Origin of the sequence: Sphingomonas pollutisoli (assembly GCF_029167165.1) — a bacterium.
GTDB lineage: Bacteria > Pseudomonadota > Alphaproteobacteria > Sphingomonadales > Sphingomonadaceae > Sphingomonas > Sphingomonas pollutisoli.
Genome location: NZ_JARFNJ010000003.1, coordinates 198,623 through 222,448 on the forward strand (window position 1 = coordinate 198,623; position 23,826 = coordinate 222,448).

Genomic DNA, 23,826 nt, shown 5'->3' on the forward strand with positions numbered 1-23,826 from the left:
TTCCGTCTTCTTCAGCGCCCGGTCACGCCACGATCTGAAGTTTCGGCTTGCCGGACGACATTGGCCGAAAATCGGCGGCCCAGCCGCGGTCGAACGATTTCAGGAAGGCCTCCAGCCCCATCGGTCGCGCGAAGAGATAGCCTTGCGCCATTCTGTAGCCGATGTCGCGCAACTGCTGGAGCTGCCCGTCCGTCTCGACTCCCTCGATGATGCAGTCGAGTCCGAGCGTCTGGCAAAGCCCGAGGATCGCGGAAATGATGTTGCGGCCGGACGCTTCATCCATGTCCGCGATGAAGCTGCGGTCGACCTTGACCTTGTCCAGCGGAAGCCGATGCAGGTAGCTCAGGCTCGAATATCCCGAACCGAAATCGTCCAACGCGATCCGTATCCCGAGCGCGCGCAAACGCTTGATGCTGGCGACCGCCGCCTCGAAATCGCGCATCAGCGCGGTCTCGGTCAGTTCGAACGTGATCCGCTTCGGATCGATATCGCCACGCTCGATGATATCGATCAGCAGGTCGATCGTGTCGGTGGAAACGATGTCGCGCGCCGACAGGTTGAACGAAAGCCCGATATGCTCCGGCATCCGGGCGAAGCACGCCAGCGCATTGCGGAACAGGCTCGCGGTGATCGCGTGCATGAAACCGAGCCGTTCGGCGGCCATGATGAACTGGTCGGGCTTTATCGCGCCGAGCGTCGGGCTGGTCCAGCGCCCCAGCGCTTCGACGCCGAGCACGGCCATGGTCTCGGTGCAGAATATGGGTTGGAACTGGACATGCAGTTCCGTGTCGAAATCGGCGGTGTGCATCGCCGCCTCGATCGCGCGTTCGGACCGGATAAGCGTCTCGTGTTCCGCCGAAAAGAGCGCGCACACGCCGGGGCCGAGCGATTTGACGTGATACAGCGCATAGTCCGACCGGTCGAACAGTTGATGGACGGAGGAGCCAGCATCCGGGAAAGTCGCGACCCCGCCGGAGCAGCCGAGTACGATCCGTTGCCCTTCGATATCGAACGGCTCGGTCAGCAGGTCGCAGATCCGCTGGCCGATCTCGCGGGCGCGATCGATATCGTCCAGGATGAGAATGCCGAACTCGTCGCCGCCCAGCCGGGCCACTTCGCACGCGTCAGTGGCGCGGCTCGCGAGCCTCGCCCCCACGGCGGCGAGGAGCCGGTCACCGAAGACGTGTCCATAGGTATCGTTCACCGGCTTGAAACGGTCGAGATCGAGAACCCCGACCGCGAACCGTTCCCCCGTCATCTTGCGCGACCTCAACACGCTGTCGAGTTGCGCGAAGAAGTGTCGCCGGTTGGGCAGCCCGGTCAACACATCGGTCAGCGCCAGACGCGCATTCTCGCTGCTCAACCGCTCGGCCTCCGCCTGCTCCGCGGCGAGACTCACCTGCGAGCGAATGAGCGTAGCGAAGCCCGCGAAGCTGTTCAGCAGCACGCGGATCATCACACCCGTCACCAGGGCGATGTTGAGCGCCATGGCGGTGAAGACCGCGTTGCCGTGGAAAAAATTGTAAACGAGATAGGGGCTCATCACCGTCACGGTGACGAGAAGCGCCGCTTGGGGAACGCTGATAAGGCAAAAAATACAACCGATCACCGTGACCGCGATGAACAGGGCGACATGCGCTTGCTCCAACGGGCCGCCATATTGGTACAATGCGAGAGACCAGCTCACGAACGCGACGCAGAGCGGCGCGGCGAGAATCGTCGTCCTGCGCAACGTGCGGCGGGCGACGGTCGCATCGATCGCGACGACGGGCGGCGCGAACGCCCAGATCAACAGTCGCCAGCAAGACACCGAGATGAGCAGCCCGGCGACACCCAGCGTCAACCATCCCGGCGCGTAAGCGAAATGCGTGTAGCTCACCGCGCTCGCGTTGAGGATCAGCAGGGCATAGAGGAGGGGTATCTGGCGCTTGAGTTCGCCATATTGCGCAACCCGAATATCGGGTTCGCCAGCGAAGCTGAGCCAGGTGTAAAAGCGGCGCAACATGCCTGAACCCTCCGGGCATACCTATGCGGGCCCAGAGGTTAAGAAGGACTTATGGCCGGGGCTAGTGCTGCCGACACTGCTTATACCAAAGTCGAGGCGGCATGGATACTAAAACGCGCGCCCTGGTCGACACGAACCCGGTCGGCTTCACCCTCGATGCCGGCATGGCGTAATCGGCGCACCTACGCCTTCGCCCCAATCGACTTGCGCTGACCGAAGACGAGCGCGGTCGAAGCGCGCGAGGCTCTGGTCAGTCGGCGAGTTCCGCCAGAAAAGCACCATGATCGAGCGGCCGCGAGAACATCGGGAAGTTCTTGGTGATCGACGCGGCTTGCTCCGCCGCGCTCAGCGTCGCGGTGCAATCGGTCAACGTCACCACCCGGTAGCCGCGCTCATAGGCCGAGCGCATCGTCGATTCCACGCAGCAATTGGTCAGGAACCCGGCGATGGCAAGGTCCGTGATCCCGCGCTGGCGCAGGATGAAATCGAGGTTGGTGCTGGCGAAACAATCGAGCCCGCGCTTACCCTCGATCACGATATCGCCCTCCACCGGCGTCATGTCAGGCGCCAGCTCGGCACCCCAGCTATCCTTGCGGAAAGCCTGCGCCTGAACGATTCCGGCCAGGATGCCATACGGTTCGGCCGGCACTTCCGGATAGCCGGGCGCGAACATGATCGGCGCGTGCAGGATCGTCGCGCCACGCGCGCGCGCCTGCTCCGCGACGGCGCGGCTGTGCGCCAGCATATCGGTCTGTGCCATCACCTCGGCGACAGCGGAATGTTGCGCGCCGCCCTCGGTCACGAAATCGTTCTGATATTCGATGAACAAGACGGCGGTGGTGGCGGGGTTCATTGCGGGTCTCCGAGGATCACACGAGGGCCGGCAGGCGTTCGAGGTGCTTGTCGAGCGTGATCGGATAATCGCGGATACGCACGCCGGTCGCGTTGTAAACCGCGTTCGCGACCGCCGCGCCGACGCCGCACAGCCCGAGTTCGCCGACCCCCTTGGCCTTCATCGGGTTCGCCTTGTCGTCGGCTTCGTCGAGAAACACGACCTCCTGATGCGGAATGTCGGCATGCACCGGAACCTCGTAGCCGGCGAGATCATGGTTGACGAAGAACCCGAAGCGCGTGTCGACCGCGAGTTCCTCCATCAGCGCGCCGCCGACCCCCATCGTCATCGCGCCGATCACCTGGCTGCGCGCGGTCTGCGGATTGAGGATACGCCCGGCCGCACACACCGCCAGCATCCGGCGCACGCGCGTCACGCCGGTGAACGCATCCACGCCGACCTCGACGAAATGCGCGCCGAAGGTGGAAAGCTGATAGGTATCGCCGAGCTTGCCGAACTCGATCTTGTCCTCGGCGACCAACTCGCCGGCGTTGGCCGCCTGCGCGAGATCGGTCGAGCGGTTGCCGCTGCGGACCTTGCCGCCCTCGAACACGGTATCGGCCGAATTGAAGCCGAGCCGCTGCGCCACCGCCTCGCGCAGCTTGACGCACGCGGCATAGACGCCGGCGGTCGCATTGGCCGCGCCGAACTGGCCGCCCGACCCGGCCGAGACCGGGAAGCGCGAATCGCCGAGCTTCACGACGACGGCGTCGACGGGCACGCCCATCATCTCTGCGGCGGTCTGCGCGATGATCGTGTAGCTGCCGGTGCCGATATCGGTCATGTCGGTCTCGACCGTGACGACACCGCCCTGGCCGAGCCGCACGCGCGCGCCCGACGCCATGTTGATATGGTTGCGGAACGCGGCGGCGACACCCATGCCGACCAGCCAGCGCCCGTCGCGGACCTGCGCCGGCTTGGGGTTGCGTCGCGACCAGCCGAAGCGCTTGGCGCCGTCTTCGAGGCAGCGCGCGAGCTGGCGTTCGGAAAAGCGGCGCTCGGGCTTTTCGGGATCGACCTGGGTGTCGTTCTTGATGCGGAACGCGATCGGGTCCATCCCGAGCTTCTCGGCCATTTCGTCGATCGCGATTTCCAGCGCCATCATACCCGGTGCCTCGCCCGGCGCGCGCATCGCATTGCCTTCGGGCAGATCGAGCACGGCGAGGTGCATCGAGATCCTCCGGTTGGCGCCGGCATAGAGCAGCTTGGTCTGGTTGACCGCGGTCTCCGGCTCGCCATCGGGCTGGTCGCCCGAGCCGCTGTCATGCGCGATCGCGGTGATGGTGCCGTCCTTGGTCGCGCCGATGCGGATATGCTGGCGCGTCGCCGGGCGGTGCGTGGTGTTGTTGGGAATGAGCGGGCGCTGGAGCGCGACCTTGACCGGGCGCCCCGCCGCGCGCGCGCCGAGCGCGGCGAGCACCGCATCGGTGCGCAGGAACAATTTGCCGCCGAAACCGCCACCGATATAGGGCGACAGGAAGCGGATCTTCTCCTTGGGGATGCCGAGCGTTCGGGCGAGATCGCCGTGCCCCCATGCGATCATCTGGTTGGAGGTCCACACCGTCAGTTCGTCGCCGCGCCACGCCGCGATCGAGGCGAACGGCTCCATCATCGCATGGCTCTGGTCGGGCGTGCTGTAATGCGCGTCGAGCTTGACCGGCGCGGCCGCGAATGCCTGTTCGAACTGGCCGACCCGGTCCACGCCGGGCGATCCGCTGCCCTCATCGCTCGATCCGCCGGCGAGCGGCGCGGTCTTCAACGCCGTTTCGAGATCGAACCGGCCCTCGGCGCGCGCATAATCGACGCGCACCAGCGCCGCCGCCGCGCGCGCCTGCTCGAACGTCTCGGCGACGACGATGGCGACCGCCTGGTGATAATGGTCGATCTCGGGGCCACCGAGCAACTTGACCGTGTTGAACTTGCCCTTGCCGAGCTTGCCGGCATTGTCCGCGGTGACGATCGCGATCACGCCGGGCGCCGCCTTCGCCTGCGTGAGATCGATCGCGCTGATCCGCCCCTTGCCGATCGCCGCGCCGACGACATATCCATAGGCCGGATCGGCAATCTCCCGATGATGTTCATAGGCATAAGGCGCGGTGCCGGTCGTCTTGAGCGGGCCGTCGATCCGAGCGTGCGCCCGGCCGACCACGGTCATCCGGTCGATGGGGTTGTCGCCCGCGGGCGTTTCGAACTTCATGCGGTCGTCCTCACTTCGGCCATCGCCGCCGCCAGCGTCCGTTCGGCGAGCGGGAGTTTGAAGGCATTGTCGTGGGTCGGCTTGGCGCCGGCGAGCAACTTCGCGGTGACGGCCCTGGCGCCACGCGGCAACTCCGCCTCCGCCGCTGCTTCCCGCCACGGCTTGTGCGCGACCCCGCCGAGCGCGACGCGGCCGGTGCCGTCCGGCTGGATCACCGCCGCGACGGAGACGAGCGCGAAGGCGTAGGATGCGCGGTCGCGCACCTTCTCGTACACATGCCGGCCACCGATCGGTTTGGGCAGCGTCACCGCCGTAATCAGTTCGCCGGGCGCCAGCGCCGTTTCGATATGCGGCGTGTCGCCGGGCAGGCGGTGGAAGTCGGCGATCGGGATCGCACGCGTCTCACCGGCCGCGTTGACCGTCTCGACCGTGGCGTCGAGCACGCGCATCGCCACCGCCATGTCGGACGGGTGGGTGGCGATGCATTTGTCGCTCGATCCGATCACCGCGAGCTGGCGCGAGACGCCGCCGATCGCGGCGCACCCCGAACCGGGCTTGCGCTTGTTGCAGGGCATGTTGGTGTCGTAGAAATACGCGCACCGCGTGCGTTGCAGCAGATTGCCTGCGGTCGTCGCCTTGTTGCGGAGCTGGCCGGACGCACCCGCGACGATCGCCCGCGTCAGCACACCGTAATCGCGGCGCACCCGCGCATCGGCGGCCAGGTCGGTATTGGTGACGAGCGCGCCGATGCGCAGCCCACCCGAGTCGGTCGGCTCGATCCTGTCGAGCTTGAGATCCTGAACATCGACGAGGTGGACCGGCGTCTCCACCTCGATCTTCATCAGATCGAGCAGATTGGTGCCGCCGGCGATGAAGCGCGCGCCCGGCCGGCCCGCCACGGCCCGCGCCGCCGCGACCGGATCGTGCGCGCGTTCGTAGGTGAACGCCTTCATGCCTTGCCTCCTGCGACGTCTGCGATCGCCTCGGCGATGTTCGAATAGGCGCCGCAGCGGCAGATGTTGCCGCTCATCCGTTCGCGCACTTCGATGTTCGAAAAGGCCGGGCTGGCGGCGACATCGGCCTGGACATGGCTCGGCACGCCGCGCTTGATCTCGTCGAGCACCCCGACCGCCGAGCAGATCTGCCCCGGCGTGCAATAGCCGCACTGATAGCCGTCATGCTTGACGAACGCGGCCTGGAGCGGGTGGAGTTTCTCCGGTGTGCCGAGACCCTCGATCGTCGTCACGTCGTCGCCCTCGTGCATCACGGCGAGACTCAGGCAGGAATTGATCCGCACGCCATCGACCAGCACCGTACAAGCGCCGCACTGGCCATGATCGCAACCCTTCTTGGTGCCGGTGAGGTGCAGGTGCTCGCGCAAAGCGTCGAGCAACGTCGTGCGCGCATCGAGCGTCAAGTCGCGGCGCTCTCCGTTGACCTTGAACGAGACCTTCGCCGGCGCGGGATCGGCGGCGGGGCGCTCACCCGCGCGCGCGGCGTTGGCTGGGCTCGCGGCGACGACGGCGGTCGCCGCGCCGCCGGCGAGAACGCCGCGCCTCGACACTACCGGTTCCGGCATGTTCGGCATCGCATCGTCTCTCTCTGCTGTACGGGAATGGGTTCTCACGCCTGTCTAACGCACGTCTCACGATTATGTCACCGTGACTGGCGCTCATATCAGCGATGACCGAAATTCATGGATCGCGTGCGTTTAGCGCGCCAGCCGCTCGATCAACGCCATCGCGCCATGCGGCGCGCGAACCTTGGCGCCGTTGATGAAGAAGACGAACGTCTCGCGCGGCCGTGTCGCCGGCGCATCCGGCGATACATAGGGCAGGCCGTCCGGCTGCTCACCCTTGGCCCATCGGCGCGACACGTCCGCCCAGCGGTCGAGCGCGTCCGCGGCATAACCGGCCGGCTCGTCTTCGACCGCATTCTCGAGCCGCGCATAGACGAAATCACCGCTCACATCGGCGATCGCCGGATAGTCGGCCGAATCGGCATAGACCAGCGCCACCCCGGCTTCGCGCGCCATCGCGACGAACTCGGGCACCGCGAAGCTCTCGTGCCGGACCTGCACCGCGTGGCGCAGCGCGACGCCCGCGTGCGATGTCGGCAGAAGCGCGAGAAACGCGCCGAAATCCTCCGCGTCGAATCGCTTGGTGGCCATGAACTGCCACAGGATCGGGCCGAGCCGATCACCCAGTTCGACGATGCCCTGCCCGACGAATTTGGCGATCGACTCGCCCGCCTCGGCGAGCACCTTGCGGTTGGTGCAATAGCGCGAGGCCTTGAGCGTGAAGACGAAGCCATCCGGCACCGCCTTCGCCCAGCTCGCGAAGGTCGCGGGCTTCTGGCTGCTGTAATAGGTGCCGTTGACCTCGATCGCGGTCAGATGCTGCGCGGCATATTCGAGTTCGCGCTTGTGCGGCCATTTCTCGGGGAAGAAGGTGCCGCGCCACGGCTCGTAGGTCCAGCCGCCGATGCCGACGCGAATCGCAGGGGTGTCGCTCATGGCGCCCTGTATAGCGCGCCCGATGGTTCCACCGCCGCCCGAAAATATCGAGCTGGCATGCCACCCGCCGGATACCTAGCTGACACCCTCACTGGACGGAGTTTGCACATGGCCGGATCGGCATTGGTGGTGGGCGCGAGCGGAATCGTCGGCAGCGCCACCGCGACGTTGCTCAACGCGCGCGGATGGCGCGTACACGGGCTGGCGCGTCGCCCGCGGGAGCAGGCCAGCGTCATACCCGTCGCCGCCGATCTCCAGGATGCGGCTGCGACGGCGGCCGCGCTCGCCGGGCTCGACGTCGACGCGGTGTTCATCACGACGTGGCTGCGCCAGGACAGCGAGGCCGAGAACATCCGCGTCAATTCGGCGATGGTGCGCAACCTGCTCGACGGGCTGCGCGCCGCCAACGCGGGCGCGCGCCACGTCGCGCTGGTCACGGGCCTCAAACATTATCTCGGGCCGTTCGAAGCCTATGGCAAAGGCACGCTCCCGCAGACGCCGTTCCGCGAGGAACAGGGCCGGCTCGATGTCGAGAACTTCTATTATGCGCAGGAGGACGAACTGTTCGCCGCCGCCGCGCGCGACGGCTTCACCTGGAGCGTGCATCGCCCGCATACCGTGATCGGCAAGGCGGTCGGCAATGCGATGAACATGGGCACCACGCTCGCGGTGTATGCGACGCTGTGCCGCGAGACCGGGCGGCCGTTCCGCTTCCCCGGCTCGCCGGCGCAATGGAACGGCCTCACCGACATGACCGAGGCCGCGCTGCTTGCACGCCATCTGCTGTGGGCGACCGAAACGCCGGCCGCCGCCAACGAAGCCTTCAACGTCGTCAACGGCGACGTCTTCCGCTGGAGCTGGATGTGGGGGCGGATCGCGGCGTGGTTCGGGCTGGAGCCGGCACCGTTCGACGGCGAGATTCGACCGCTCGAAGCGCAGATGGCGGGAGATGCCGCGCTGTGGCGCGAGATCGCCGCGCGCGAGGGGCTCGCCGAACCCGATCTCGGCCGGCTCGCGTCCCCTTGGCATACCGATGCCGATCTCGGCCGGCCGATCGAAGTCGTCACCGATATGTCCAAGAGCCGCCGGCTCGGCTTCACCGACTATCGCGCGACCGAAGACGCCTTCACCGATCTGTTCGCGCAGCTCCGCGCCGAGCGGCTGATCCCGTGAGGCTCCCCGCCTAGACCGTCACCTGCTCGCCCAGTTCCAGCACCTTGCCGGGCGGGATGTGGAAGAAGTCGGTCGGGTCGCTCGCGTTGCGCTGGAGGAACATGAAGATGCGGTCCTGCCAGATCGGCATGCCGACATCGGCGGCGGGCTTGATCGTGTTGCGGCCGATGAAATAGCTGGTCTTGGCGGGGTTGAGCAATTTGCGCTCGTCGGTGCGCACGAGCCCGAGATCGTGCGGTACGTCGGGCGATTCCATGAAGCCGTAGGTCAGCACGACCGAGCTGAAATTGTCGTCGATCGCGGTCGAGCGAACGCGCTCCTCCGGATCGACGAACGGCCGGTCGGCGGTGCGGATGCTGACGATCAGGTTGCGCTCGTGCAGCACCTTGTTGTGCTTGAGGTTGTGGAGCAGCGCGCCCGGCGCGCCCTCGGCATTGGCGGTCAGGAACACCGCCGTCCCCTCGACGCGCTCGGGCGGGCGCTTGGCGAGCGCGGCGGCGAGATCGGTGAGCGGGATGCTCTGCCGCTTTTCGAACGCGCGCACGATGCCGCGCCCGCGCACCCAGGTGTAGATCGTGAAACCCAGGATCGCCGCGACCAGCAGCGGCACCCAGCCCCCCTCGATCACGCGCAGGATGTTCGCGCCGAAGAAGATCACGTCGAGCACGAGGAACGGCAGGATCAGCGGGATGGCGCGCGCGCGCGACCAGCCCCAGGTATGCCGCACGACGATATACGCGAGGCAGGTGGTGACGACCATCGTGCCGGTGACGGCGATGCCATAAGCGGCCGCCATCGCCGAGGAGGTGCGGAACTGCACGACCAGGATGAGGACGCCCGCCAGCAACATCCAGTTGATCGACGGCAGATAGATCTGCCCGGCCTGCGCCGCCGAGGTCTGGCGGATGCGCAACCGTGGCAGCAGCCCGAGCTGGATCGCCTGTTGGGTCAGCGAGAACGCGCCGGTGATGACCGCCTGGCTGGCGATGATCGTGGCCAGCATCGCGAGGATCACCAGCACCGGCCGCACCGAGTCCGGCGCCATCAGGAAGAACCAGTCGCGGTCACCGATATCGCCGCCCGCCGCGTGCGCGGTCTCGAGCGCGCTCAGCACGAAGGCACCCTGCCCGAGATAGTTGAGGAACAGGCAGGGCAGCACCAGCGCGAACCAGCCGATCCGGATCGGCCGCCGCCCGAAATGGCCCATGTCGGCGGTCAGCGCCTCCGCACCCGTCACCGTCAGGAACACCGCGCCGAGCACGAACAGCCCGGTCACGCCGTGCGTGAACAGGAACATCGCGCCGTAATGGGGCAGGAACGCCCGTACGATCGAGATTTCGTCGGTGATGTGCCACAGCCCGAGGCCGCCTATGCACAGGAACCACAGGATGCAGACGGGGCCGAACAGCTTCGAGACATGCGCGGTGCCGCGTGACTGGATCGCGAACAGCCCGATCAGGATCGCGATCGTCAGCAGCAGGATCATGTCGTCGCTGAACATATTGCCGGCGCCCGGCAGCGTCTTGAGACCCTCGACCGCCGACAGCACCGACAAGGCCGGCGTGATGATCGCGTCGCCGTAGAACAGCGCCGCGCCCGACGCGCCGAGCACCAGCGCGATCAGCGAGCGTTTGCCGAGCCCGCGGCGCGCGAGCGCGGTCAGCGCGAGAACGCCGCCTTCGCCGTGATTGTCGGCGCGCATCAGGAAGACGACGTATTTGATCGTCACGACGAGGATCAGCGACCAGAGCGCGAGGCTCAGCACGCCGAGCACCTCGTTCACCTCGGCGCCATCGGCGGTGGTGAGTGCGAGCGCCGTGCGGAACGCGTAGATCGGGCTGGTGCCGATATCGCCGAACACCACGCCGATCGCGCCGACCGTCGTCGCCAGAAGCGCTGGATGTGGATGTGCGGAATGACCTGTCGCTTCAGGCACGGAGGACATGGCGGGCGTTGGACCTGACGGTTGGACGAGCGGCTGTACGCGCGCTGAACGAGCCTGCAAAGGACTTTGTTGCGCCGCCACATCGGTCGGCGCGGGCGCGATCGCGCACTTGATCCGCCCGTCGTTTTGGCCGCATAGCGGCGCATGGTTCGCTTTTCGTTCGCAGGCTTCGAGCTCGTCGCGCTCGCGCAAGGCGCGCTGTTCTGGCCGGCGCGCGCCGCGCTGATCGTCGCCGATCTGCATTTCGAGAAGGCGAGCTGGTTCGCGATGCGCGGCCAGATGCTGCCTCCCTATGATTCGATGGCGACACTCGCCGATCTCACCGCGCTGGCGGACATGACCAAGGCGGCGGAGATCTGGTGTCTCGGCGACAGCTTCCACGACAGCGCCGGCTGCGAGCGCCTGCCCGACGCCGCGCAGGCGATGCTCCGCACGCTGGCGGGGACATGCCGCTGGACGTGGATCACCGGCAACCACGACGCCGGGTTGATCGACCGCTGCGGCGGTGACGTCGCCGCCGAGGCGGTGATCGACGGGCTGGTGCTACGCCACGAGGCGGTGGCGGGCGAGACTCGCGCCGAACTTTCGGGCCATTACCACCCCAAGCTGCGGCTGCGCGTGCGCGGGCAGACCATCTCGCGCCGCTGCTTCGTCGCCACGCCGACCAAGCTGGTGCTGCCCGCGTTCGGGTCGCTCACCGGCGGGCTCGACGCCGGCCATCCCGAGATCGTCCGCGCGGTCGGCCTGGGCGCGGAGGCGCTGGTGCCGGTCGAGAACCGGCTGCTGCGCTTCCCGATCGCGGCGTAGCGCATGTCCCCCTAGCCCGTTCGTGCTGAGCGCAGTCGAAGCACGCGCCCCGGACACCAGCGCTTGTGGCACGCACTTCGGCTTCGCTCGGTGCGAACGGTGTTGGGTGCCCGATCTGTGCGTCTCAATCCTTCCACGCCCAGAACAGGTGCGCCGGCGGCACGTTCCACCATTCGAAACCATGATCGATCCGCTTGAACGCGGGGGCGAGGAAGTCGCGCACCCGCGCGCGGAACTGATAGACGAGGAACGCGCCGCCGGGGCGCAGCACGCGATGGGTCGCGCTGGCGATCGCGTCGCCCACACCGGGCGGGAGCGTCGAGAACGGCAGTCCCGACAGCACGTAATCGGCCTGTTCGAAGCCATGTTCGGCGATGATCGCCTGCACGTCCGCCGCCGAGCCGAGATGCGCGATGAAACGCGAGTCGCGGATCTCGTCACGCAGATGGTCGATGAAATCGGGGTTGGTGTCGATCGCGATCAGCGTCGCGTCCGGGGCGAGCCGATCGAGGATCGGCTGGCAGAACGTGCCGACGCCCGGACCATATTCGACGAACAGCTTGGTCTTGCCCCAGTCGACGCGCGACAGCATTTGCCGGATCAGCCGCCGCGAGGAGGGCACGACCGATCCCACCATTACGGGGTGCTTGAGGAATCCGCGCAGGAACAGCGCCTGCTGCGATGGGCGGCGCGCCGGCGCTGGCGAACGATCACCGGTGGTCGAGAGGGTCAACGGCAGTTCCTGTTCTGGTTTGTCACATTCGCGTAACCAACACGTCGGCAAATCGGTTGCAAGCCCATTGCGAACGGCGCATCGCCCCGCCGCATGGATCAGGACCGCACCGGGCAAACGCTCGTCATCTTCCTGTCGGCGCGCACCGCCGCCGACGATCCCGGCTATGCGGCCGCCTCGGCGGAGATGGCGATGCTCGCCGCCGCGCAACCCGGCTACCGCGGCGTCGAGAGCACGCGCGGGCCGGACGGTTTCGGCATCACGATCAGCTTCTGGGCCGATGAGGCGAGCGCGCTCGCGTGGCGTGCGCATCCGCGCCACCGTGAGATTCGCGAACTCGGACGTGGGCGGTGGTACGACTCCTACGAGGTGATCGTCGCCGAGGCGACGCGCGGATACCGCTGGTCCAAGTAACGTCGCCCCGGCGCAGGCCGGAGCCGCCGCGTGGCCGGCGGAGCGCCCCATGACGGCCCCGGCCTGCGCCGGGGTGACGATCATGTCTTCCCGTTCGTCCCGAGCGAAGTCGAGGGACGTGCCACAACCGCTGTGGCCAGTGTCTCGACGTCGCTCGACACGAACCGATTCGGAAGCAGTTACGTCGTCTTCGGTACCAATTGCCCCGGCGCGACGAAGCCGATCGGCTGGAGCGCGGAGGCATCCTGCTTCAGCCGCGCGCCGATCTGCTCATATTCGCGTTCCAGCTCGGGCGTGACCGAGGCGCGCGACTCCTTGAGCGCTTCGTCGAAATGCGCCTGCGTCACCTGCCCGACCGACAGCGACTGGCGCAGCGCGACGAGGCCGGCGCGCCGCACCAGATCGCCGAGGTCGGCGCCGGTGAACCGGCCGGTCCGGCCCGCCAGATCGGCGAGATCGACATCGTCCGCGAGCGGCATCTTCGCGCTCTGGATGCGCAGGATGCGTTCACGGCCTTCGCGATCGGGCACGCCGACGTAGATCAGCTCGTCGAACCGGCCCGGGCGCAACAGCGCCGGATCGATCAGATTGGGCCGGTTGGTCGCGCCGATCACGACCACCGCCTGCAACTCCTCCAGCCCGTCCATCTCGGCCAGGATGGTGTTGACCACGCGCTCGGTCACCTGCGGCTCACCCATGCCGCCGCCGCGCGCCGGCACCAGCGAGTCGAGTTCGTCGATGAAGATCACGCATGGCGCGACCTGGCGCGCCCGCGCGAACAGTTTGGCGATCTGCTGCTCGCTCTCGCCATACCATTTGCTGAGCAGATCGCTCGACTTGGTGGCGATGAAATTCGCCTCCGCCTCGCGCGCGACCGCTTTGGCGAGCAAGGTCTTGCCGGTGCCGGGCGGGCCGTAGAGCAGGAAGCCCTTGGCCGGGCGGATGCCGATCCGGCGGAACGCGTCGGGGTCTTTCAGCGGCAGTTCCACGCCTTCCTTCAGCCGCATCTGCGCGTCGTCGAGTCCGCCGACATCCTCCCAGCGGACGCGCGGCGCCTCGACCATCACCTCGCGCATCGCGCTCGGCTGGACACGCTTGAGCGCGCCGAGGAAATCCTCGCGCGTGACCGCGAGCGTATCGAGCACCTCGGGCGGAATCGTGCCGTCGGCGAGGTTGAGCCGCGGCATGATCCGTCGCACCGCCTCGATCGCCGCCTCGCGCGCCAGCGCGGCGAGATCGGCGCCGACGAAGCCGTAGGTGGTGCGCGCCAGTTCGGCGAGATCGACCTTGTCGCCGAGCGGCATGCCGCGCGTGTGGATGCCGAGGATCTCGCGCCGCCCGCGCTCGTCGGGCACGCCGACGATGATCTCGCGATCGAACCGGCCGGGACGCCTGAGCGCCTCGTCGATCGCCTCGGGGCGGTTGGTCGCGGCGATCACCACCACGTTGGCGCGCGCCTCCAGCCCGTCCATCAGCGTGAGGAGCTGCGCGACCAGCCGTTTCTCGGCCTCGCCCGAGACCTGCCCGCGCTTCGGCGCGATCGAATCGATCTCGTCAATGAACACGATCGAGGGCGCGTTCTTCGCCGCTTCCTCGAACACGTCGCGCAGCCGCTTCTCGGATTCGCCATAGGCCGAGCCCATGATCTCGGGGCCATTGACGAGGAAGAACTCGGCCGCGCTCTCGTTCGCCACCGCACGCGCGAGCCGGGTCTTGCCGGTACCGGGCGGCCCGTGCAGCAACACCCCCTTGGGCGGATCGACGCCAAGCCGCTGGAACAATTCGGGGTAGCGCAGCGGCAGCTCGACCATTTCGCGAAGCTGGTCGATCGTCGGCCCCATGCCGCCGATGTCGTCATAGGTCACATCGGCGCGGCGCGCTTCCTTGGGTTCTTCATACTCGGGGCGAAGCTCGATTTCCGTATTCTCGTCCACATGCACGACGCCTTTCGGGGTCGTGCTGATGACGGCGAGGCGGATTTCCTGGAGCGCATAGGCGGGCGAGCGCAGGAATTGCTGGACGCCCGGCGGCATGTTCTCGACGCGCTGCTGCCCCGCGGTCGCGACGACGTCGCCTTGCGTCAGCGGGCGGCCGAGGAAGGTGCGCTGGAGCGCGTTCGACGAGCCTTGCAGCCGCAGATTCTGTTGTGCGGGCGCGAACACCACGCGCGCCGCCGGCTTCGATTCGACCTTGCGGATCTCGACGAAATCGCCCGAGCCGACGCCGGCGTTCGCCCGCTGGAGCCCGTCGATGCGGAGAATCTCGAGCCCTTCGTCCTCGGGATAGGGCGCGACCGCGCGCGCGGGGGTGACCGACTTGCCCTCGATCGCGATCACATCGCCTTCCGCGAGTCCGAGCGCCGCCATCATCGCGCGCGGCACATGCGCCAGGCCGCGCCCGCTATCCTCCGGCCGCGCGTTCGCGACCTGCACTTTTCTACCCGGTGCCTCGCCGTCCGCCATATTCCGCTCCCGTAGCACGCTCAAGCGCAGGAGATAGGATGACGGTTCCGGTAATGCGAGAGGTTCCGGCGGCACGCGGCGCGCGGACAAAAAAAGGCCAGCCCCGAAGGGCTGGCCGTGAAAGTTTTAGGAGAGGATGCCTGAAAGGCACCCGCTATGTGCGTCGCAGCGCGATCTTGTGCAAGTGCGAAGAGATTGTCTTGGGATGCAGAAATTGCAATCGCGACTCGCTTTTTGCATGATGAGGGTGGTAGATTCGATCCAGAGCAATTATGTTGCGCTGCACAAGGAACCGGGAGTTCGATGCGCAGACTGCCACCCCTGACCGCGATCGAGGCGTTTGTTCAGGTCGCGCGGCTCGGCTCGATCAAGGCCGCGTCGCAGGAACTCGCGCTGTCCGCGCCCGCGCTCAGCCGCCGCGTCCAGGCGCTCGAACGCTTCATCGGCAAGCCGCTGTTCGAGCGGCGGCATCAGGCGGTAGTGCTCAACGCCGATGGCGAACGCCTGCTCCAGCAGATCGCGCCCGCGCTCGACAGCCTCTCCGACGCGGTCGAGATCATGACCAGCGGCACCGAAATGCTGCGGCTGCGGCTCGGCATCATGCCGCTGTTCGCCTCGCAGCGGCTGTTCCCCAAGCTTGCCGACCTGCGCGCCAAACATCCCGAGCTGCATCTGGATATCGACACCGCCGGCCACGGCTTCGCCCGGCTCGGCGAGGGGCTCGACGCGGTGATCGCGCTCGCGCGCGAGATGGACCCGGCGCTGTACGGCAAACGGCTCGACCGCAATTCGATCTACGTGATCGGCGCCAGGGCGATGCTCGAAGGCGCCAATCCGGTGACCCGGCCCGAACAGCTCGCCGGGCTGACCGCGCTCGTCCACAAGGACATGCCCGATCTGTTCACCGAATTCCGCGCCGCGGCGGGGCTGGAGAACACGCCCCCGCTGGCGATCGACCATTTCGATTCGGGGCCGCTGATGCTAGAGGCGGCCGCGCAGGGGCTCGGCGTCGCGTTCATGCACGAAAGCCATTTCGAGGACGCGCGCGACCCCCGGCTGGTGCGATTGTTCGATATCGAGATCGAAAGCCCGTACAGCTATTGGTTCGCCTGTCGCCCGCGCGCGATGCTGCAGCGGCCGGTCAAACTGTTCCACGACTGGCTGGTGACGGCGATCGCCGATCCGAGCGTTTAGCGGGGCCAGCGGCCAGCGCCGCCTGAATCGCACACGCGTTGGGCGGCACCGATCCGTTGCGACCGGATCGTGACATCGCAAGCGCACGCGAGCTCTCGTTTTCGGAGCGGCTCGTTCTCCATGTCCGATCGGCAACTCCGGGCGAAGTCTTCAGGAGCAGCGTTCGGCGAGGCCGATTGCGCGCGGCAGAAGGATATCCTCACACCTTAGACCGACCCCTGTATCCGTCCCGACCGCGAAGCCCGCCCGACCTTGACAGTTCAAATATAATACGCAATGCGTATTAAATGAGCGATGCGGATAGCCATGAAGCGGACGAGGCAAAGATCGTGCGGGCGGTGCTCCGCCTTGCCCGCCGGTTGCGACGACCGGCTTTGGACGGCGAGGTCACGGGCGGCGGCTTGGCGCTGCTCGCATCGCTGCATCGGCAAGGCCCGATGAGCGCGGTGGCGCTCGCACGCGGCGAGGGATTGCAGCCTCAATCGCTGAGCCGCCTGCTGGTTCGACTGGAAGATCGCCGGTTTATCGAACGGCCGACCGATCCGGCCGATCGTCGCCGCCACCTGATAGCCCTGACCGATGCCGGCGCCTTCGCTTTGCACCGGGCGATGACGCGACGCCGGGCGTGGTTGGCAGATGCCATGTTCCATCACCTCGATGATGCCGATCGTCGAACGCTGCTTGCCGCATCCGATGTGATGCTCCGGCTCGCCGGCGACACGAAGGAGGACGACCATGAATGAAGAACCACATCTGATCGCGGCCGAACCACAGCTTTTCGTGCCGGATTTGGGCGCGGCGTGCGCCTTCTATGTCGATCGCCTCGGCTTCACGCTCACGTTCGTACACGGCGATCCGCCCTTCTACGCGCAGGTCCGGCGCGGCGGCGCTTGCCTCAACCTGCGGCACACGGACAATGCCGTGTTCGCGGACGGCTTCCGGGAGCGCGAAGCCGATGCGCTTTCGGCGACCGTGACCGTTCAGGGCATCGAGGCGCTGGCACACAGCTTCGACTCCGCCGGCGTCGCGTGGCATCAGCGCCTCAAGCGTGAGCCGTGGGGCGCGCAGACGTTCATCCTCCGCGATCCCGGCGGCAACCTCATCGCCTTTGCGGGATAGTCGGCTCTCGCTTCGCGTAGCCGACCTCAAGCCGCCCCGAAGATATAGCTCGCGCCGACGATCGACCGGATCACCTTGTCCGGCATGGCGGCCAGTGCGGCGGCGATGAAGGTTTCGCCGGAGCAAAGGCCGGGAATGATATAGTCCGGGTTGATCGCCTGCATCAGCGCGACCGTCTCCAGCGCCTGATCGCGAGTCTGCGGCGGCACGAGATGAAAACCGCCAACGATCGCGTGGACCTTGTCGATGCCCGACACCGCCTGCGCGCGGCGGACGGTGTTGATGATGCCACGGTGGCTGCACGAGCCGATCACGACGAGACCGCGCCCGGCGACGTTGAAGGCCGTTCCCAGTTCGTGCTCCGCATCATCGACCACGAAGTTCTTGTCGCGCTTGGCGGGGTCGAGCAGGCTGCGCTCACAATTTCGGCCGGGCAGCATACCGGTCGGCACGCGCGGGCGCTCGGGCGAGACGAAGGGAATCGAACCCGTCGTGAAGCCCTGCCCGGCCACGATCCGGGGATCGCCGGAAACGATCAGATTGATCCCGGCCTTTGCGATCATCGCGCGATCGATCGCGCCGAACGATGAGCCGTCGGGAGCGGTGCCCCGGATGCGCGCGCAAAACGCCTCCTCGCCGCCTACGAAAAGCGGCGTGCCGCGCCGCACCGTGCCGCTCGCGAGCAAGCCGTCGAGGCCGCCGAAATGGTCGTAATGGCCGTGGCTCAGCACCATCGCGTCGATCGTGCCGGGCGCGATATCAAGAAGCGCCATGTTGTTGAGCAGCGCGGCAGAGGTGTAGCCGAAATCGATCAGCGTCGTGCGCGCCGCCCCGGCCGCCGACCACCGGGCGAGAAGCGAATAGCCCCATTGGCCGGCGAAGGCGGTGTGATAATCCGCGGTGATCGGCGGGGGCACGATGCGGATATCGGGCCGGGTGATCGCGCCGCCGAACACGCTCGTGGTGCTGTCGATCAGGACGGTGAGGTGGAGACGGTCCACCGCCGGCACCGAGAGCGTGGCCGCACCGAAAACCGGAAAGCCGGGCACCAGTGCCGCGCCGGCCAGCGCCAGCAGAGATCGGCGGTTCCATTCCATGACACACCCCGCTGCTTCGTCGCGGCATGGTGCCATATTCGCGCACGAGGGAACAGTGAGGTGCCGCCGTCACGAGGGGCATGGCCCTCTCCCCGCAGGCGGGAAGAGGGCCGGTAGAGGTTAGGCCGCGCGTGCCTTGACGATCTTGCCGGGCGCGCGGGGCGGCTCGCCCTTGGGGAGCGCGTCGACATGCTCCATGCCCGAGGTCACTTCGCCCCAGACGGTGTACTGGCCGTCGAGGAAGCGCGCGTCGTCGAAGCAGATGAAGAACTGGCTGTTCGCGCTGTTGGGATCGTTGGTGCGCGCCATCGAGGCGACGCCGCGGACATGCGGCTCCTTCGAGAATTCGGCGGGCAGGTTCGGCTTGTCCGAGCCGCGCATGCCGGTGCCCGAGGGATCACCGCCCTGCGCCATGAAGCCGGGGATCACGCGGTGGAACACCACGCCATCGTAAAAGCCTTCGTTGGCCAGTTCGGCGATGCGCGCGACGTGCTTGGGCGCGAGATCGGGGCGGAGCTTGATCGTGACGTCGCCGGTTTCGAGCGTCAGCGTCAGCGTTTCGGGAGTATCGGCCATCCTGCAATCCTTGTCTTGATCGGATGCCCGGCCCTAGCCCTGACAATCGCGTCATGCAAACGCGCGGGCGTTGGCTTTGGCGACTCGCCGCGTTAGGAGCCGTTGATCCGGACGCCAATCGGGCAGGGAGGCGAATCCATGAGCGACACCGAACTGCCCCGGCCCGAGGACGAGGCCGCGATCGAGACCGGCGAGGTCGCCCAGCTCGACGAGGACGACCGGCTCAAGCCCGAATTCGTCCGCGCCGTGCTCGACGCGGTGTACGAAGGCGATGCCGAGGGTGCGCGCGCGCTGGTCGAGCCGCTCCACCCCGCCGACATCGCCGATCTGTTCGAGCTGACGCCGCACGAAGACCGCGCCGATCTCGCCAAGGCGATCACCGATCTGCTCGACGCCGACGTGTTCGCCGAGATGAACGATTACGTCCGCGAGGATCTGATCGACGCGCTCGAGCCGCACGAGATCGCCGACATCGCCGCCGAACTCGATACCGACGACGCGGTCGCGATCATCGAGGACATGGACGCCGAGGATCAGCGCGAGGTGCTGCGCGCACTCGACCCAGACGATCGCGCCGCGATCGAGGAGGCGCTGAGCTACCCGGAAGAATCCGCCGGCCGCCTGATGCAGCGCGAGCTGATCGCGGTGCCCGAACATTGGACCGTCGGCGATACGCTCGATTACCTGCGGCGGCACGAGGAACTGACCACCGACTTCTGGGAAATCTACGTCGTCGATCCCGGCCACAAGCCGGTCGGCACGTGCAAGCTCTCCTGGATCCTGCGCACGCCGCGCAACATCGCGATCAGCGACGTGATGCAGCGCGAGCAGACGCTGATCCCGGTCGACATGGACCAGGAAGAGGTCGCGCTGCGCTTCCAGAAATATGCGCTGATCTCGGCGGCGGTGGTCGATCTGAGCGGCCGGCTGGTCGGCATGATAACGGTCGACGACGTCGTCCACATCATCCAGCAGGAAGCGGGCGAGGATATCCTGCGGCTGTCGGGCGCCGGCGAAGGCGACATCAACGAGCCGATCCTGCTGACGGTGCGGACGCGGATCACCTGGCTGGTGGTCAATCTCGGCACCGCGATCCTCGCCGCCTCCGTGGTTGGGCTGTTCCAGGGCGAGATCGGCCGGTTCGCGCTGCTCGCGGTGCTGATGCCGATCGTGTCGGGCATGGGCGGCAACGCCGGCACGCAGACGTTGGCGGTGGTGGTGCGCGCGCTCGCCACCAACCAGCTCACCGAATCGAACACGATCCGCATGATCCTGCGCGAATTCCGCATCGCCGCCGCCAACGGCGCGATGCTCGGGCTGCTGATCGGGGCGGGCACGTTGCTGATCTTCGGCAATCCCGCGCTCGCCGTGGTGATCGGGCTGGCGATGATCATCAACAATCTCGTCGCCGGGCTGGCGGGCGTGCTGGTGCCGGTGACGCTCGACCGGCTCGATGTCGATCCCGCCGTGTCCTCGGCGGTGTTCGTCACAACGATGACCGACGTGATGGGGTTTTTCTCGTTTCTCGGGCTCGCGACTTTGTGGGGTCTTGGCAGCTAGGCCGGTCGTGGCCAGATGGGCCTGGATGGCATTGCATCTCACCAAGGTTGCGTTCGGGGCGACCAGTTACGCGCATCTCGAAGCGCGCCTGCGCGAGCGCGCCGAGGCGGGGCCGGTGTTCCTGACCACGCGCTACCTGCCCAAGCGCCATGAGGAGATCGCCGGCGAGGGATCTTTGTTCTGGATCTTGAAACACATGCTGGTCGCGCGCTCGCCGATCCTCGGCTTCGGCGAGGCGGAGGGCGGCCGCGTCGCGATCCTGCTCGGGCCGCTCGTGCGCGTCCAGCCGCGCCCCAAGCGCGCGCATCAGGGCTGGCGCTATCTGGAAGCCGAGGATGCGCCCGCCGACTTCGGAGACGGGGATCATGACGCGGACGCGATGCCAGCGGCACTGAGCGCCAAACTGAGCGCGCTGGCGCTGATCTGATCTGATCTGCCGCCCGCTCGGCCGGGCGAAGGCGACGCACCTGCGCCGCGGCCATGTCCCGCATGGGACAAACTGCGCGCCCACCAAATACAAGAAGGGACCGGCGCCAATACACGCGCCGGTCCCTTCGACCCCCAACGCAACACGGGGTAACGCGTGAGCGGCTAGACGGCCGGCGCGTCGCCGCGCCGGCCCTCCGCTCCGTCCCGATACGCCACACGGGAAGAAGCCTGTTAAGCGCATGAGCGCGAAAATCGTTCCGGGGGCGTAGCGACGGCGGAAACCCGCGCCTCGCTCCGTCAGCGGCAGTAGCGTGGGTTGTCCGACTGATCGATCGCGCGGCCCGCCAGTGCGCCCGCGCCCGCGCCGAGAACGGTGCCGACCCCGCGATCGCCCCGGCCCGCGATGCTGTTGCCGAGCAGACCGCCCGCGATCGCGCCGAGGATCGTGCCGGTCGCGCTGCTGCACTGGTTCGACCGGTAGCGGCGGTTGTAATAGCCGCGATCATAGCCGCGATCGTACCCACGGCCGTCGTAATAGCCGCCGCGATCCTGATAATAATAGGACGGGCCACGATTGTAGCCGTCACGATAGGCATCGTTATAGGCGCGGTCGTAACGGCCATCGCCGTAATATTGGGCCGAGGCCGGCGCGGCCGCCAGGCCACCGGCGGTCATCGCGAGGGCGGCAGCGGCGAGCGAAACTTTCTTCATCATCGTCCTTCTCCCGAAATCCGGTTCGAAACGGCGGCGGCGATGCGCCGCGTCCTTCGATGATGCCGGTATGACCGAGTCGCTTTGAGCCGAGACTGAACGCGTCCGTTATCCTTTGTTCATCGTTGGAAAGCGTTGCGCCGTGTCGCGGCATCGCTCACGGCTGGCGCGATGCGCGTGGTCCTGTCCTGTCTGCTGATGCTGCTCTTCGTCCCGGACTGGATGGGCGAGCCGCGCCTGCCGCTGATGGGCAAGCGCGCGGTCGTCCGCGCCGCCCCGATCGCGCTCGACGCGGCGCATCCGGCGCGGAGCAGGGTCGGCGCGCTGGTGTGGCTCGGCGGCGTGCGACTCACCAGCCCCGATCGGGCGTTCGGCGGCTTCTCCGCGCTCCACGTCGCGCGCGGCCACCGCGTCACGCTGCTCAGCGACGGCGGCAATATCGTGCAATTCACGCTCGGCCCGGATTGGCGCCCGCGCGCGATCGCGTTCGGCGATCTTCCCGCCGGCCCCGGCACCGGCTGGGCCAAGGTCGACCGCGACAGCGAATCGATGGGCGTCGATCCCCGCGACGGCAGCGTCGTCGCCGGCTTCGAGAACAGCAACATGCTGTGGCGCTACACGCCCGACCTGCGCCGCGCGCTCGGCGCGGCGGCCCCGCGCGCGATGGCGGGATGGCCGGGCAACGAAGGCGCCGAATCGTTCACCTTCCTGCCCCGCGCCGGCTGGGGCGGCGGCGCGATCGCGATCGGCGAGCAAGCGCCGTGGCCCGGCGGCACGGGCCGCGCGGCGTTTCGCTTCACCGGCGATCCGGTGCGCGAGCCCAATCGCGGCTACCGCTTCAGCTATATCCCGCCCGCGCGCTCCGATCCGAGCGACATGACGGTGCTGCCCGATGGCCGGCTGATCGTACTCAACCGCCGCTTCACGCTGCCCTTCACCTTCACCAACACGCTGGTGGTGATAGACCGCGGCGCGATTCGCCCGGGCGCGGTGGTGCGCGGACGCGAGATCGCGACGCTGGCGCCGCCGCTGGTCCACGAGAATTTCGAGGGGATCGCCGCGACGCGCGAGGGCGGGCGCACGATTCTATGGCTGGTGTCCGATGACAACCAGTCCGTGCTTCAGCGCAGTCTGCTGCTGAAATTCAGGCTCGACGCGCCGGGCGCACCGAAGCGCGCCCGGCCGTGAAGCGGATCAGGCGGCGGCCTGCGCCGAGGAGAGCTTCTTGGCGACGTCGCGCTTGAGGCGACGCGCGCGCAGCGAGAGCTTGTCCTCGCTGGTCTTGACCAGCCAGTTGTCGAGCCCGCCGACATGCTCGACCGAGCGCAGGCCGTGCGTCGAGACGCGCAGCTTGACGCTGGTGCCGAGCGCTTCGGACATCAGGGTGACGTTCTGCAGGTTCGGCAGGAACGTGCGCTTGGTCTTGTTGTTGGCGTGGGAGACATTGTTCCCCACCATCCGGCCCTTGCCGGTCAGTTCGCAAATCCGCGACATGATGTATTCCTGAAAGCTGGGGTGATCCCGTGAAGGCGCAGGCGCATAACGGGGTTGTCCGGGCAGGTCAACCGATTCAGCGCGCTCGCCGCCCGCTCCTGGGGCGATGCAACGATCCGCCAGGCCCCGCGTTGGTTACGATATCGATTCGATCGTCCCGTGGGGAGAGTGTTGATGCGTTTCCTGTTAGCCCTGATCGGCATCGCCGCCGTCATCGTCGTCGCGATGGTCTCGCTCGGCCTGCTGTCGTTCCAGACCCGCCCCGGCAGCCTGCCGAGCGTCCATGTCGATGGCGGCACCGCCCCGGCGGTCAGCGCCAATGTCGCGACGCTGTCGGTCGGCACCAAGGAGAAGGTGGTCGATGTGCCCACCGTCGGTACCACGCAGAAGACGATCGCGGTGCCGACCATCCATATGAACAAGCCGGGTGACGGCACCAGCAACGCCGCCGCCGAATAACCTTGTCGCGCGCGCGGCCGGCGGGGCATGGGGCGATGATGTTC

The 23,826-nt window shown here is 67.3% G+C and carries 23 protein-coding genes; 10 read left to right on the forward strand and 13 right to left on the reverse strand.

The window, feature by feature from the left end; translation table 11 throughout:
• Positions 1 to 22: 22 nt before the first annotated feature.
• From PX554_RS07320 to PX554_RS07345, 6 genes are all read right to left on the reverse strand, one after another.
• A complete protein-coding gene (locus PX554_RS07320) occupies positions 23 to 2,005 on the reverse strand; it encodes a putative bifunctional diguanylate cyclase/phosphodiesterase (RefSeq protein ID WP_275500292.1) in 1,983 nt (660 codons plus the stop codon).
• Between the two features lie 250 nt (positions 2,006 to 2,255).
• Positions 2,256 to 2,858 carry a cysteine hydrolase family protein gene (locus tag PX554_RS07325; RefSeq protein ID WP_275500294.1) on the reverse strand — a complete coding sequence of 201 codons (603 nt, stop codon included), beginning with the start codon at positions 2,856 to 2,858 and terminating at the stop codon, positions 2,256 to 2,258.
• A 16-nt stretch (positions 2,859 to 2,874) separates the two neighbouring features.
• Entirely contained in the window at positions 2,875 to 5,094 is a 2,220-nt protein-coding gene (gene paoC, locus PX554_RS07330) for an aldehyde oxidoreductase molybdenum-binding subunit PaoC (RefSeq protein ID WP_275500296.1), read from the reverse strand.
• Complete coding sequence (locus PX554_RS07335) at positions 5,091 to 6,047, reverse strand: FAD binding domain-containing protein (RefSeq protein ID WP_275500299.1); 957 nt, start codon at positions 6,045 to 6,047, stop codon at positions 5,091 to 5,093. The genes paoC and PX554_RS07335 overlap by 4 nt, the downstream gene beginning before the upstream one ends.
• Positions 6,044 to 6,682, reverse strand: a complete 639-nt coding sequence (gene paoA / locus PX554_RS07340) for an aldehyde dehydrogenase iron-sulfur subunit PaoA (RefSeq protein ID WP_275500301.1) — start codon at positions 6,680 to 6,682, stop codon at positions 6,044 to 6,046. Before paoA ends, PX554_RS07335 begins: the two co-directional genes overlap by 4 nt.
• 123 nt (positions 6,683 to 6,805) lie before the next feature.
• A complete protein-coding gene (locus tag PX554_RS07345; protein WP_275500302.1) occupies positions 6,806 to 7,609 on the reverse strand; it encodes a DUF72 domain-containing protein in 804 nt (267 codons plus the stop codon).
• A gap of 108 nt (positions 7,610 to 7,717) precedes the next feature.
• Between PX554_RS07345 and PX554_RS07350 the strand changes: the two genes are divergently transcribed.
• A complete protein-coding gene (locus tag PX554_RS07350; RefSeq protein WP_275500303.1) occupies positions 7,718 to 8,782 on the forward strand; it encodes an SDR family oxidoreductase in 1,065 nt (354 codons plus the stop codon).
• A 10-nt stretch (positions 8,783 to 8,792) separates the two neighbouring features.
• On the opposite strand, the gene PX554_RS07355 is transcribed toward PX554_RS07350, so the two are convergent.
• Entirely contained in the window at positions 8,793 to 10,727 is a 1,935-nt protein-coding gene (locus tag PX554_RS07355; protein WP_093223689.1) for a potassium transporter Kup, read from the reverse strand.
• A 144-nt stretch (positions 10,728 to 10,871) separates the two neighbouring features.
• On the opposite strand from PX554_RS07355, the gene pdeM reads away from it, so the two are divergent.
• Positions 10,872 to 11,534, forward strand: coding sequence for a ligase-associated DNA damage response endonuclease PdeM (gene pdeM, locus PX554_RS07360; RefSeq protein WP_093223067.1), 663 nt, complete (start codon positions 10,872 to 10,874; stop codon positions 11,532 to 11,534).
• Positions 11,535 to 11,658: 124 nt separating this feature from the next.
• On the opposite strand, the gene PX554_RS07365 is transcribed toward pdeM, so the two are convergent.
• On the reverse strand, positions 11,659 to 12,171 hold the full coding sequence (locus PX554_RS07365; protein WP_143023348.1) for a class I SAM-dependent methyltransferase: 513 nt from the start codon (positions 12,169 to 12,171) through the stop codon (positions 11,659 to 11,661).
• Positions 12,172 to 12,360: 189 nt separating this feature from the next.
• Between PX554_RS07365 and PX554_RS07370 the strand changes: the two genes are divergently transcribed.
• A complete protein-coding gene (locus PX554_RS07370) occupies positions 12,361 to 12,681 on the forward strand; it encodes an antibiotic biosynthesis monooxygenase family protein (RefSeq protein WP_093223063.1) in 321 nt (106 codons plus the stop codon).
• Positions 12,682 to 12,860: 179 nt separating this feature from the next.
• Here PX554_RS07370 and PX554_RS07375 read toward each other — a convergent pair whose 3' ends face one another.
• Positions 12,861 to 15,143, reverse strand: a complete 2,283-nt coding sequence (locus PX554_RS07375) for a CDC48 family AAA ATPase (RefSeq protein ID WP_093223061.1) — start codon at positions 15,141 to 15,143, stop codon at positions 12,861 to 12,863.
• A gap of 303 nt (positions 15,144 to 15,446) precedes the next feature.
• Between PX554_RS07375 and PX554_RS07380 the strand changes: the two genes are divergently transcribed.
• From PX554_RS07380 to PX554_RS07390, 3 genes are all read left to right on the forward strand, one after another.
• Complete coding sequence (locus PX554_RS07380) at positions 15,447 to 16,337, forward strand: LysR substrate-binding domain-containing protein (RefSeq protein WP_093223060.1); 891 nt, start codon at positions 15,447 to 15,449, stop codon at positions 16,335 to 16,337.
• Between the two features lie 287 nt (positions 16,338 to 16,624).
• Positions 16,625 to 17,080 carry a MarR family winged helix-turn-helix transcriptional regulator gene (locus tag PX554_RS07385; RefSeq protein WP_275500316.1) on the forward strand — a complete coding sequence of 152 codons (456 nt, stop codon included), beginning with the start codon at positions 16,625 to 16,627 and terminating at the stop codon, positions 17,078 to 17,080.
• On the forward strand, positions 17,073 to 17,456 hold the full coding sequence (locus tag PX554_RS07390) for a VOC family protein (RefSeq protein WP_275500317.1): 384 nt from the start codon (positions 17,073 to 17,075) through the stop codon (positions 17,454 to 17,456). The genes PX554_RS07385 and PX554_RS07390 overlap by 8 nt, the downstream gene beginning before the upstream one ends.
• 26 nt (positions 17,457 to 17,482) lie before the next feature.
• Here PX554_RS07390 and PX554_RS07395 read toward each other — a convergent pair whose 3' ends face one another.
• On the reverse strand, positions 17,483 to 18,553 hold the full coding sequence (locus PX554_RS07395; protein WP_275500319.1) for an MBL fold metallo-hydrolase: 1,071 nt from the start codon (positions 18,551 to 18,553) through the stop codon (positions 17,483 to 17,485).
• Positions 18,554 to 18,673: 120 nt separating this feature from the next.
• Positions 18,674 to 19,129, reverse strand: a complete 456-nt coding sequence (locus tag PX554_RS07400) for a peptidylprolyl isomerase (protein ID WP_093223053.1) — start codon at positions 19,127 to 19,129, stop codon at positions 18,674 to 18,676.
• A gap of 138 nt (positions 19,130 to 19,267) precedes the next feature.
• Here PX554_RS07400 and mgtE point away from each other — a divergent pair, with 138 nt between their 5' ends.
• The gene (mgtE, locus tag PX554_RS07405) at positions 19,268 to 20,689 is read left to right on the forward strand and encodes a magnesium transporter (RefSeq protein WP_093223052.1); all 1,422 of its coding nucleotides are present in this window, start codon (positions 19,268 to 19,270) and stop codon (positions 20,687 to 20,689) included.
• A gap of 25 nt (positions 20,690 to 20,714) precedes the next feature.
• Entirely contained in the window at positions 20,715 to 21,116 is a 402-nt protein-coding gene (locus PX554_RS07410) for a DUF1489 family protein (RefSeq protein ID WP_093223050.1), read from the forward strand.
• A 299-nt stretch (positions 21,117 to 21,415) separates the two neighbouring features.
• Here PX554_RS07410 and PX554_RS07415 read toward each other — a convergent pair whose 3' ends face one another.
• Positions 21,416 to 21,832 (reverse strand): glycine zipper 2TM domain-containing protein, encoded by a 417-nt coding sequence (locus PX554_RS07415; protein WP_093223049.1) that lies wholly within the window; start codon positions 21,830 to 21,832, stop codon positions 21,416 to 21,418.
• 168 nt (positions 21,833 to 22,000) lie between these two features.
• On the opposite strand from PX554_RS07415, the gene PX554_RS07420 reads away from it, so the two are divergent.
• The gene (locus PX554_RS07420; protein WP_275500327.1) at positions 22,001 to 23,017 is read left to right on the forward strand and encodes an esterase-like activity of phytase family protein; all 1,017 of its coding nucleotides are present in this window, start codon (positions 22,001 to 22,003) and stop codon (positions 23,015 to 23,017) included.
• 6 nt (positions 23,018 to 23,023) lie between these two features.
• On the opposite strand, the gene rpmB is transcribed toward PX554_RS07420, so the two are convergent.
• Positions 23,024 to 23,323, reverse strand: a complete 300-nt coding sequence (rpmB, locus tag PX554_RS07425) for a 50S ribosomal protein L28 (RefSeq protein WP_093223047.1) — start codon at positions 23,321 to 23,323, stop codon at positions 23,024 to 23,026.
• Between the two features lie 174 nt (positions 23,324 to 23,497).
• On the opposite strand from rpmB, the gene PX554_RS07430 reads away from it, so the two are divergent.
• Positions 23,498 to 23,782, forward strand: a complete 285-nt coding sequence (locus PX554_RS07430; protein ID WP_093223046.1) for a hypothetical protein — start codon at positions 23,498 to 23,500, stop codon at positions 23,780 to 23,782.
• Positions 23,783 to 23,826 lie beyond the last annotated feature (44 nt).

Excerpts from the sequence above, each read along its gene's own strand:
- PX554_RS07395 (WP_275500319.1), bottom strand. The coding sequence starts at position 18,553 with ATGGAATGGAACCGCCGATCTCTGCTGGCGCTGGCCGGCGCGGCACTG.
- PX554_RS07320 (WP_275500292.1), bottom strand. The coding sequence starts at position 2,005 with ATGTTGCGCCGCTTTTACACCTGGCTCAGCTTCGCTGGCGAACCCGAT.
- pdeM (WP_093223067.1), top strand. The coding sequence starts at position 10,872 with ATGGTTCGCTTTTCGTTCGCAGGCTTCGAGCTCGTCGCGCTCGCGCAA.
- PX554_RS07375 (WP_093223061.1), bottom strand. The coding sequence starts at position 15,143 with ATGGCGGACGGCGAGGCACCGGGTAGAAAAGTGCAGGTCGCGAACGCG.
- PX554_RS07400 (WP_093223053.1), bottom strand. The coding sequence starts at position 19,129 with ATGGCCGATACTCCCGAAACGCTGACGCTGACGCTCGAAACCGGCGAC.
- PX554_RS07370 (WP_093223063.1), top strand. The coding sequence starts at position 12,361 with ATGGATCAGGACCGCACCGGGCAAACGCTCGTCATCTTCCTGTCGGCG.
- PX554_RS07335 (WP_275500299.1), bottom strand. The coding sequence starts at position 6,047 with ATGAAGGCGTTCACCTACGAACGCGCGCACGATCCGGTCGCGGCGGCG.
- paoC (WP_275500296.1), bottom strand. The coding sequence starts at position 5,094 with ATGAAGTTCGAAACGCCCGCGGGCGACAACCCCATCGACCGGATGACC.
- PX554_RS07380 (WP_093223060.1), top strand. The coding sequence starts at position 15,447 with ATGCGCAGACTGCCACCCCTGACCGCGATCGAGGCGTTTGTTCAGGTC.
- PX554_RS07350 (WP_275500303.1), top strand. The coding sequence starts at position 7,718 with ATGGCCGGATCGGCATTGGTGGTGGGCGCGAGCGGAATCGTCGGCAGC.
- PX554_RS07390 (WP_275500317.1), top strand. The coding sequence starts at position 17,073 with ATGAATGAAGAACCACATCTGATCGCGGCCGAACCACAGCTTTTCGTG.
- PX554_RS07325 (WP_275500294.1), bottom strand. The coding sequence starts at position 2,858 with ATGAACCCCGCCACCACCGCCGTCTTGTTCATCGAATATCAGAACGAT.
- PX554_RS07415 (WP_093223049.1), bottom strand. The coding sequence starts at position 21,832 with ATGATGAAGAAAGTTTCGCTCGCCGCTGCCGCCCTCGCGATGACCGCC.
- PX554_RS07365 (WP_143023348.1), bottom strand. The coding sequence starts at position 12,171 with ATGGTGGGATCGGTCGTGCCCTCCTCGCGGCGGCTGATCCGGCAAATG.
- mgtE (WP_093223052.1), top strand. The coding sequence starts at position 19,268 with ATGAGCGACACCGAACTGCCCCGGCCCGAGGACGAGGCCGCGATCGAG.
- PX554_RS07345 (WP_275500302.1), bottom strand. The coding sequence starts at position 7,609 with ATGAGCGACACCCCTGCGATTCGCGTCGGCATCGGCGGCTGGACCTAC.
- PX554_RS07410 (WP_093223050.1), top strand. The coding sequence starts at position 20,715 with ATGGCATTGCATCTCACCAAGGTTGCGTTCGGGGCGACCAGTTACGCG.
- PX554_RS07430 (WP_093223046.1), top strand. The coding sequence starts at position 23,498 with ATGCGTTTCCTGTTAGCCCTGATCGGCATCGCCGCCGTCATCGTCGTC.
- PX554_RS07355 (WP_093223689.1), bottom strand. The coding sequence starts at position 10,727 with ATGTCCTCCGTGCCTGAAGCGACAGGTCATTCCGCACATCCACATCCA.
- PX554_RS07420 (WP_275500327.1), top strand. The coding sequence starts at position 22,001 with ATGCGCGTGGTCCTGTCCTGTCTGCTGATGCTGCTCTTCGTCCCGGAC.
- paoA (WP_275500301.1), bottom strand. The coding sequence starts at position 6,682 with ATGCCGAACATGCCGGAACCGGTAGTGTCGAGGCGCGGCGTTCTCGCC.
- rpmB (WP_093223047.1), bottom strand. The coding sequence starts at position 23,323 with ATGTCGCGGATTTGCGAACTGACCGGCAAGGGCCGGATGGTGGGGAAC.
- PX554_RS07385 (WP_275500316.1), top strand. The coding sequence starts at position 16,625 with ATGAGCGATGCGGATAGCCATGAAGCGGACGAGGCAAAGATCGTGCGG.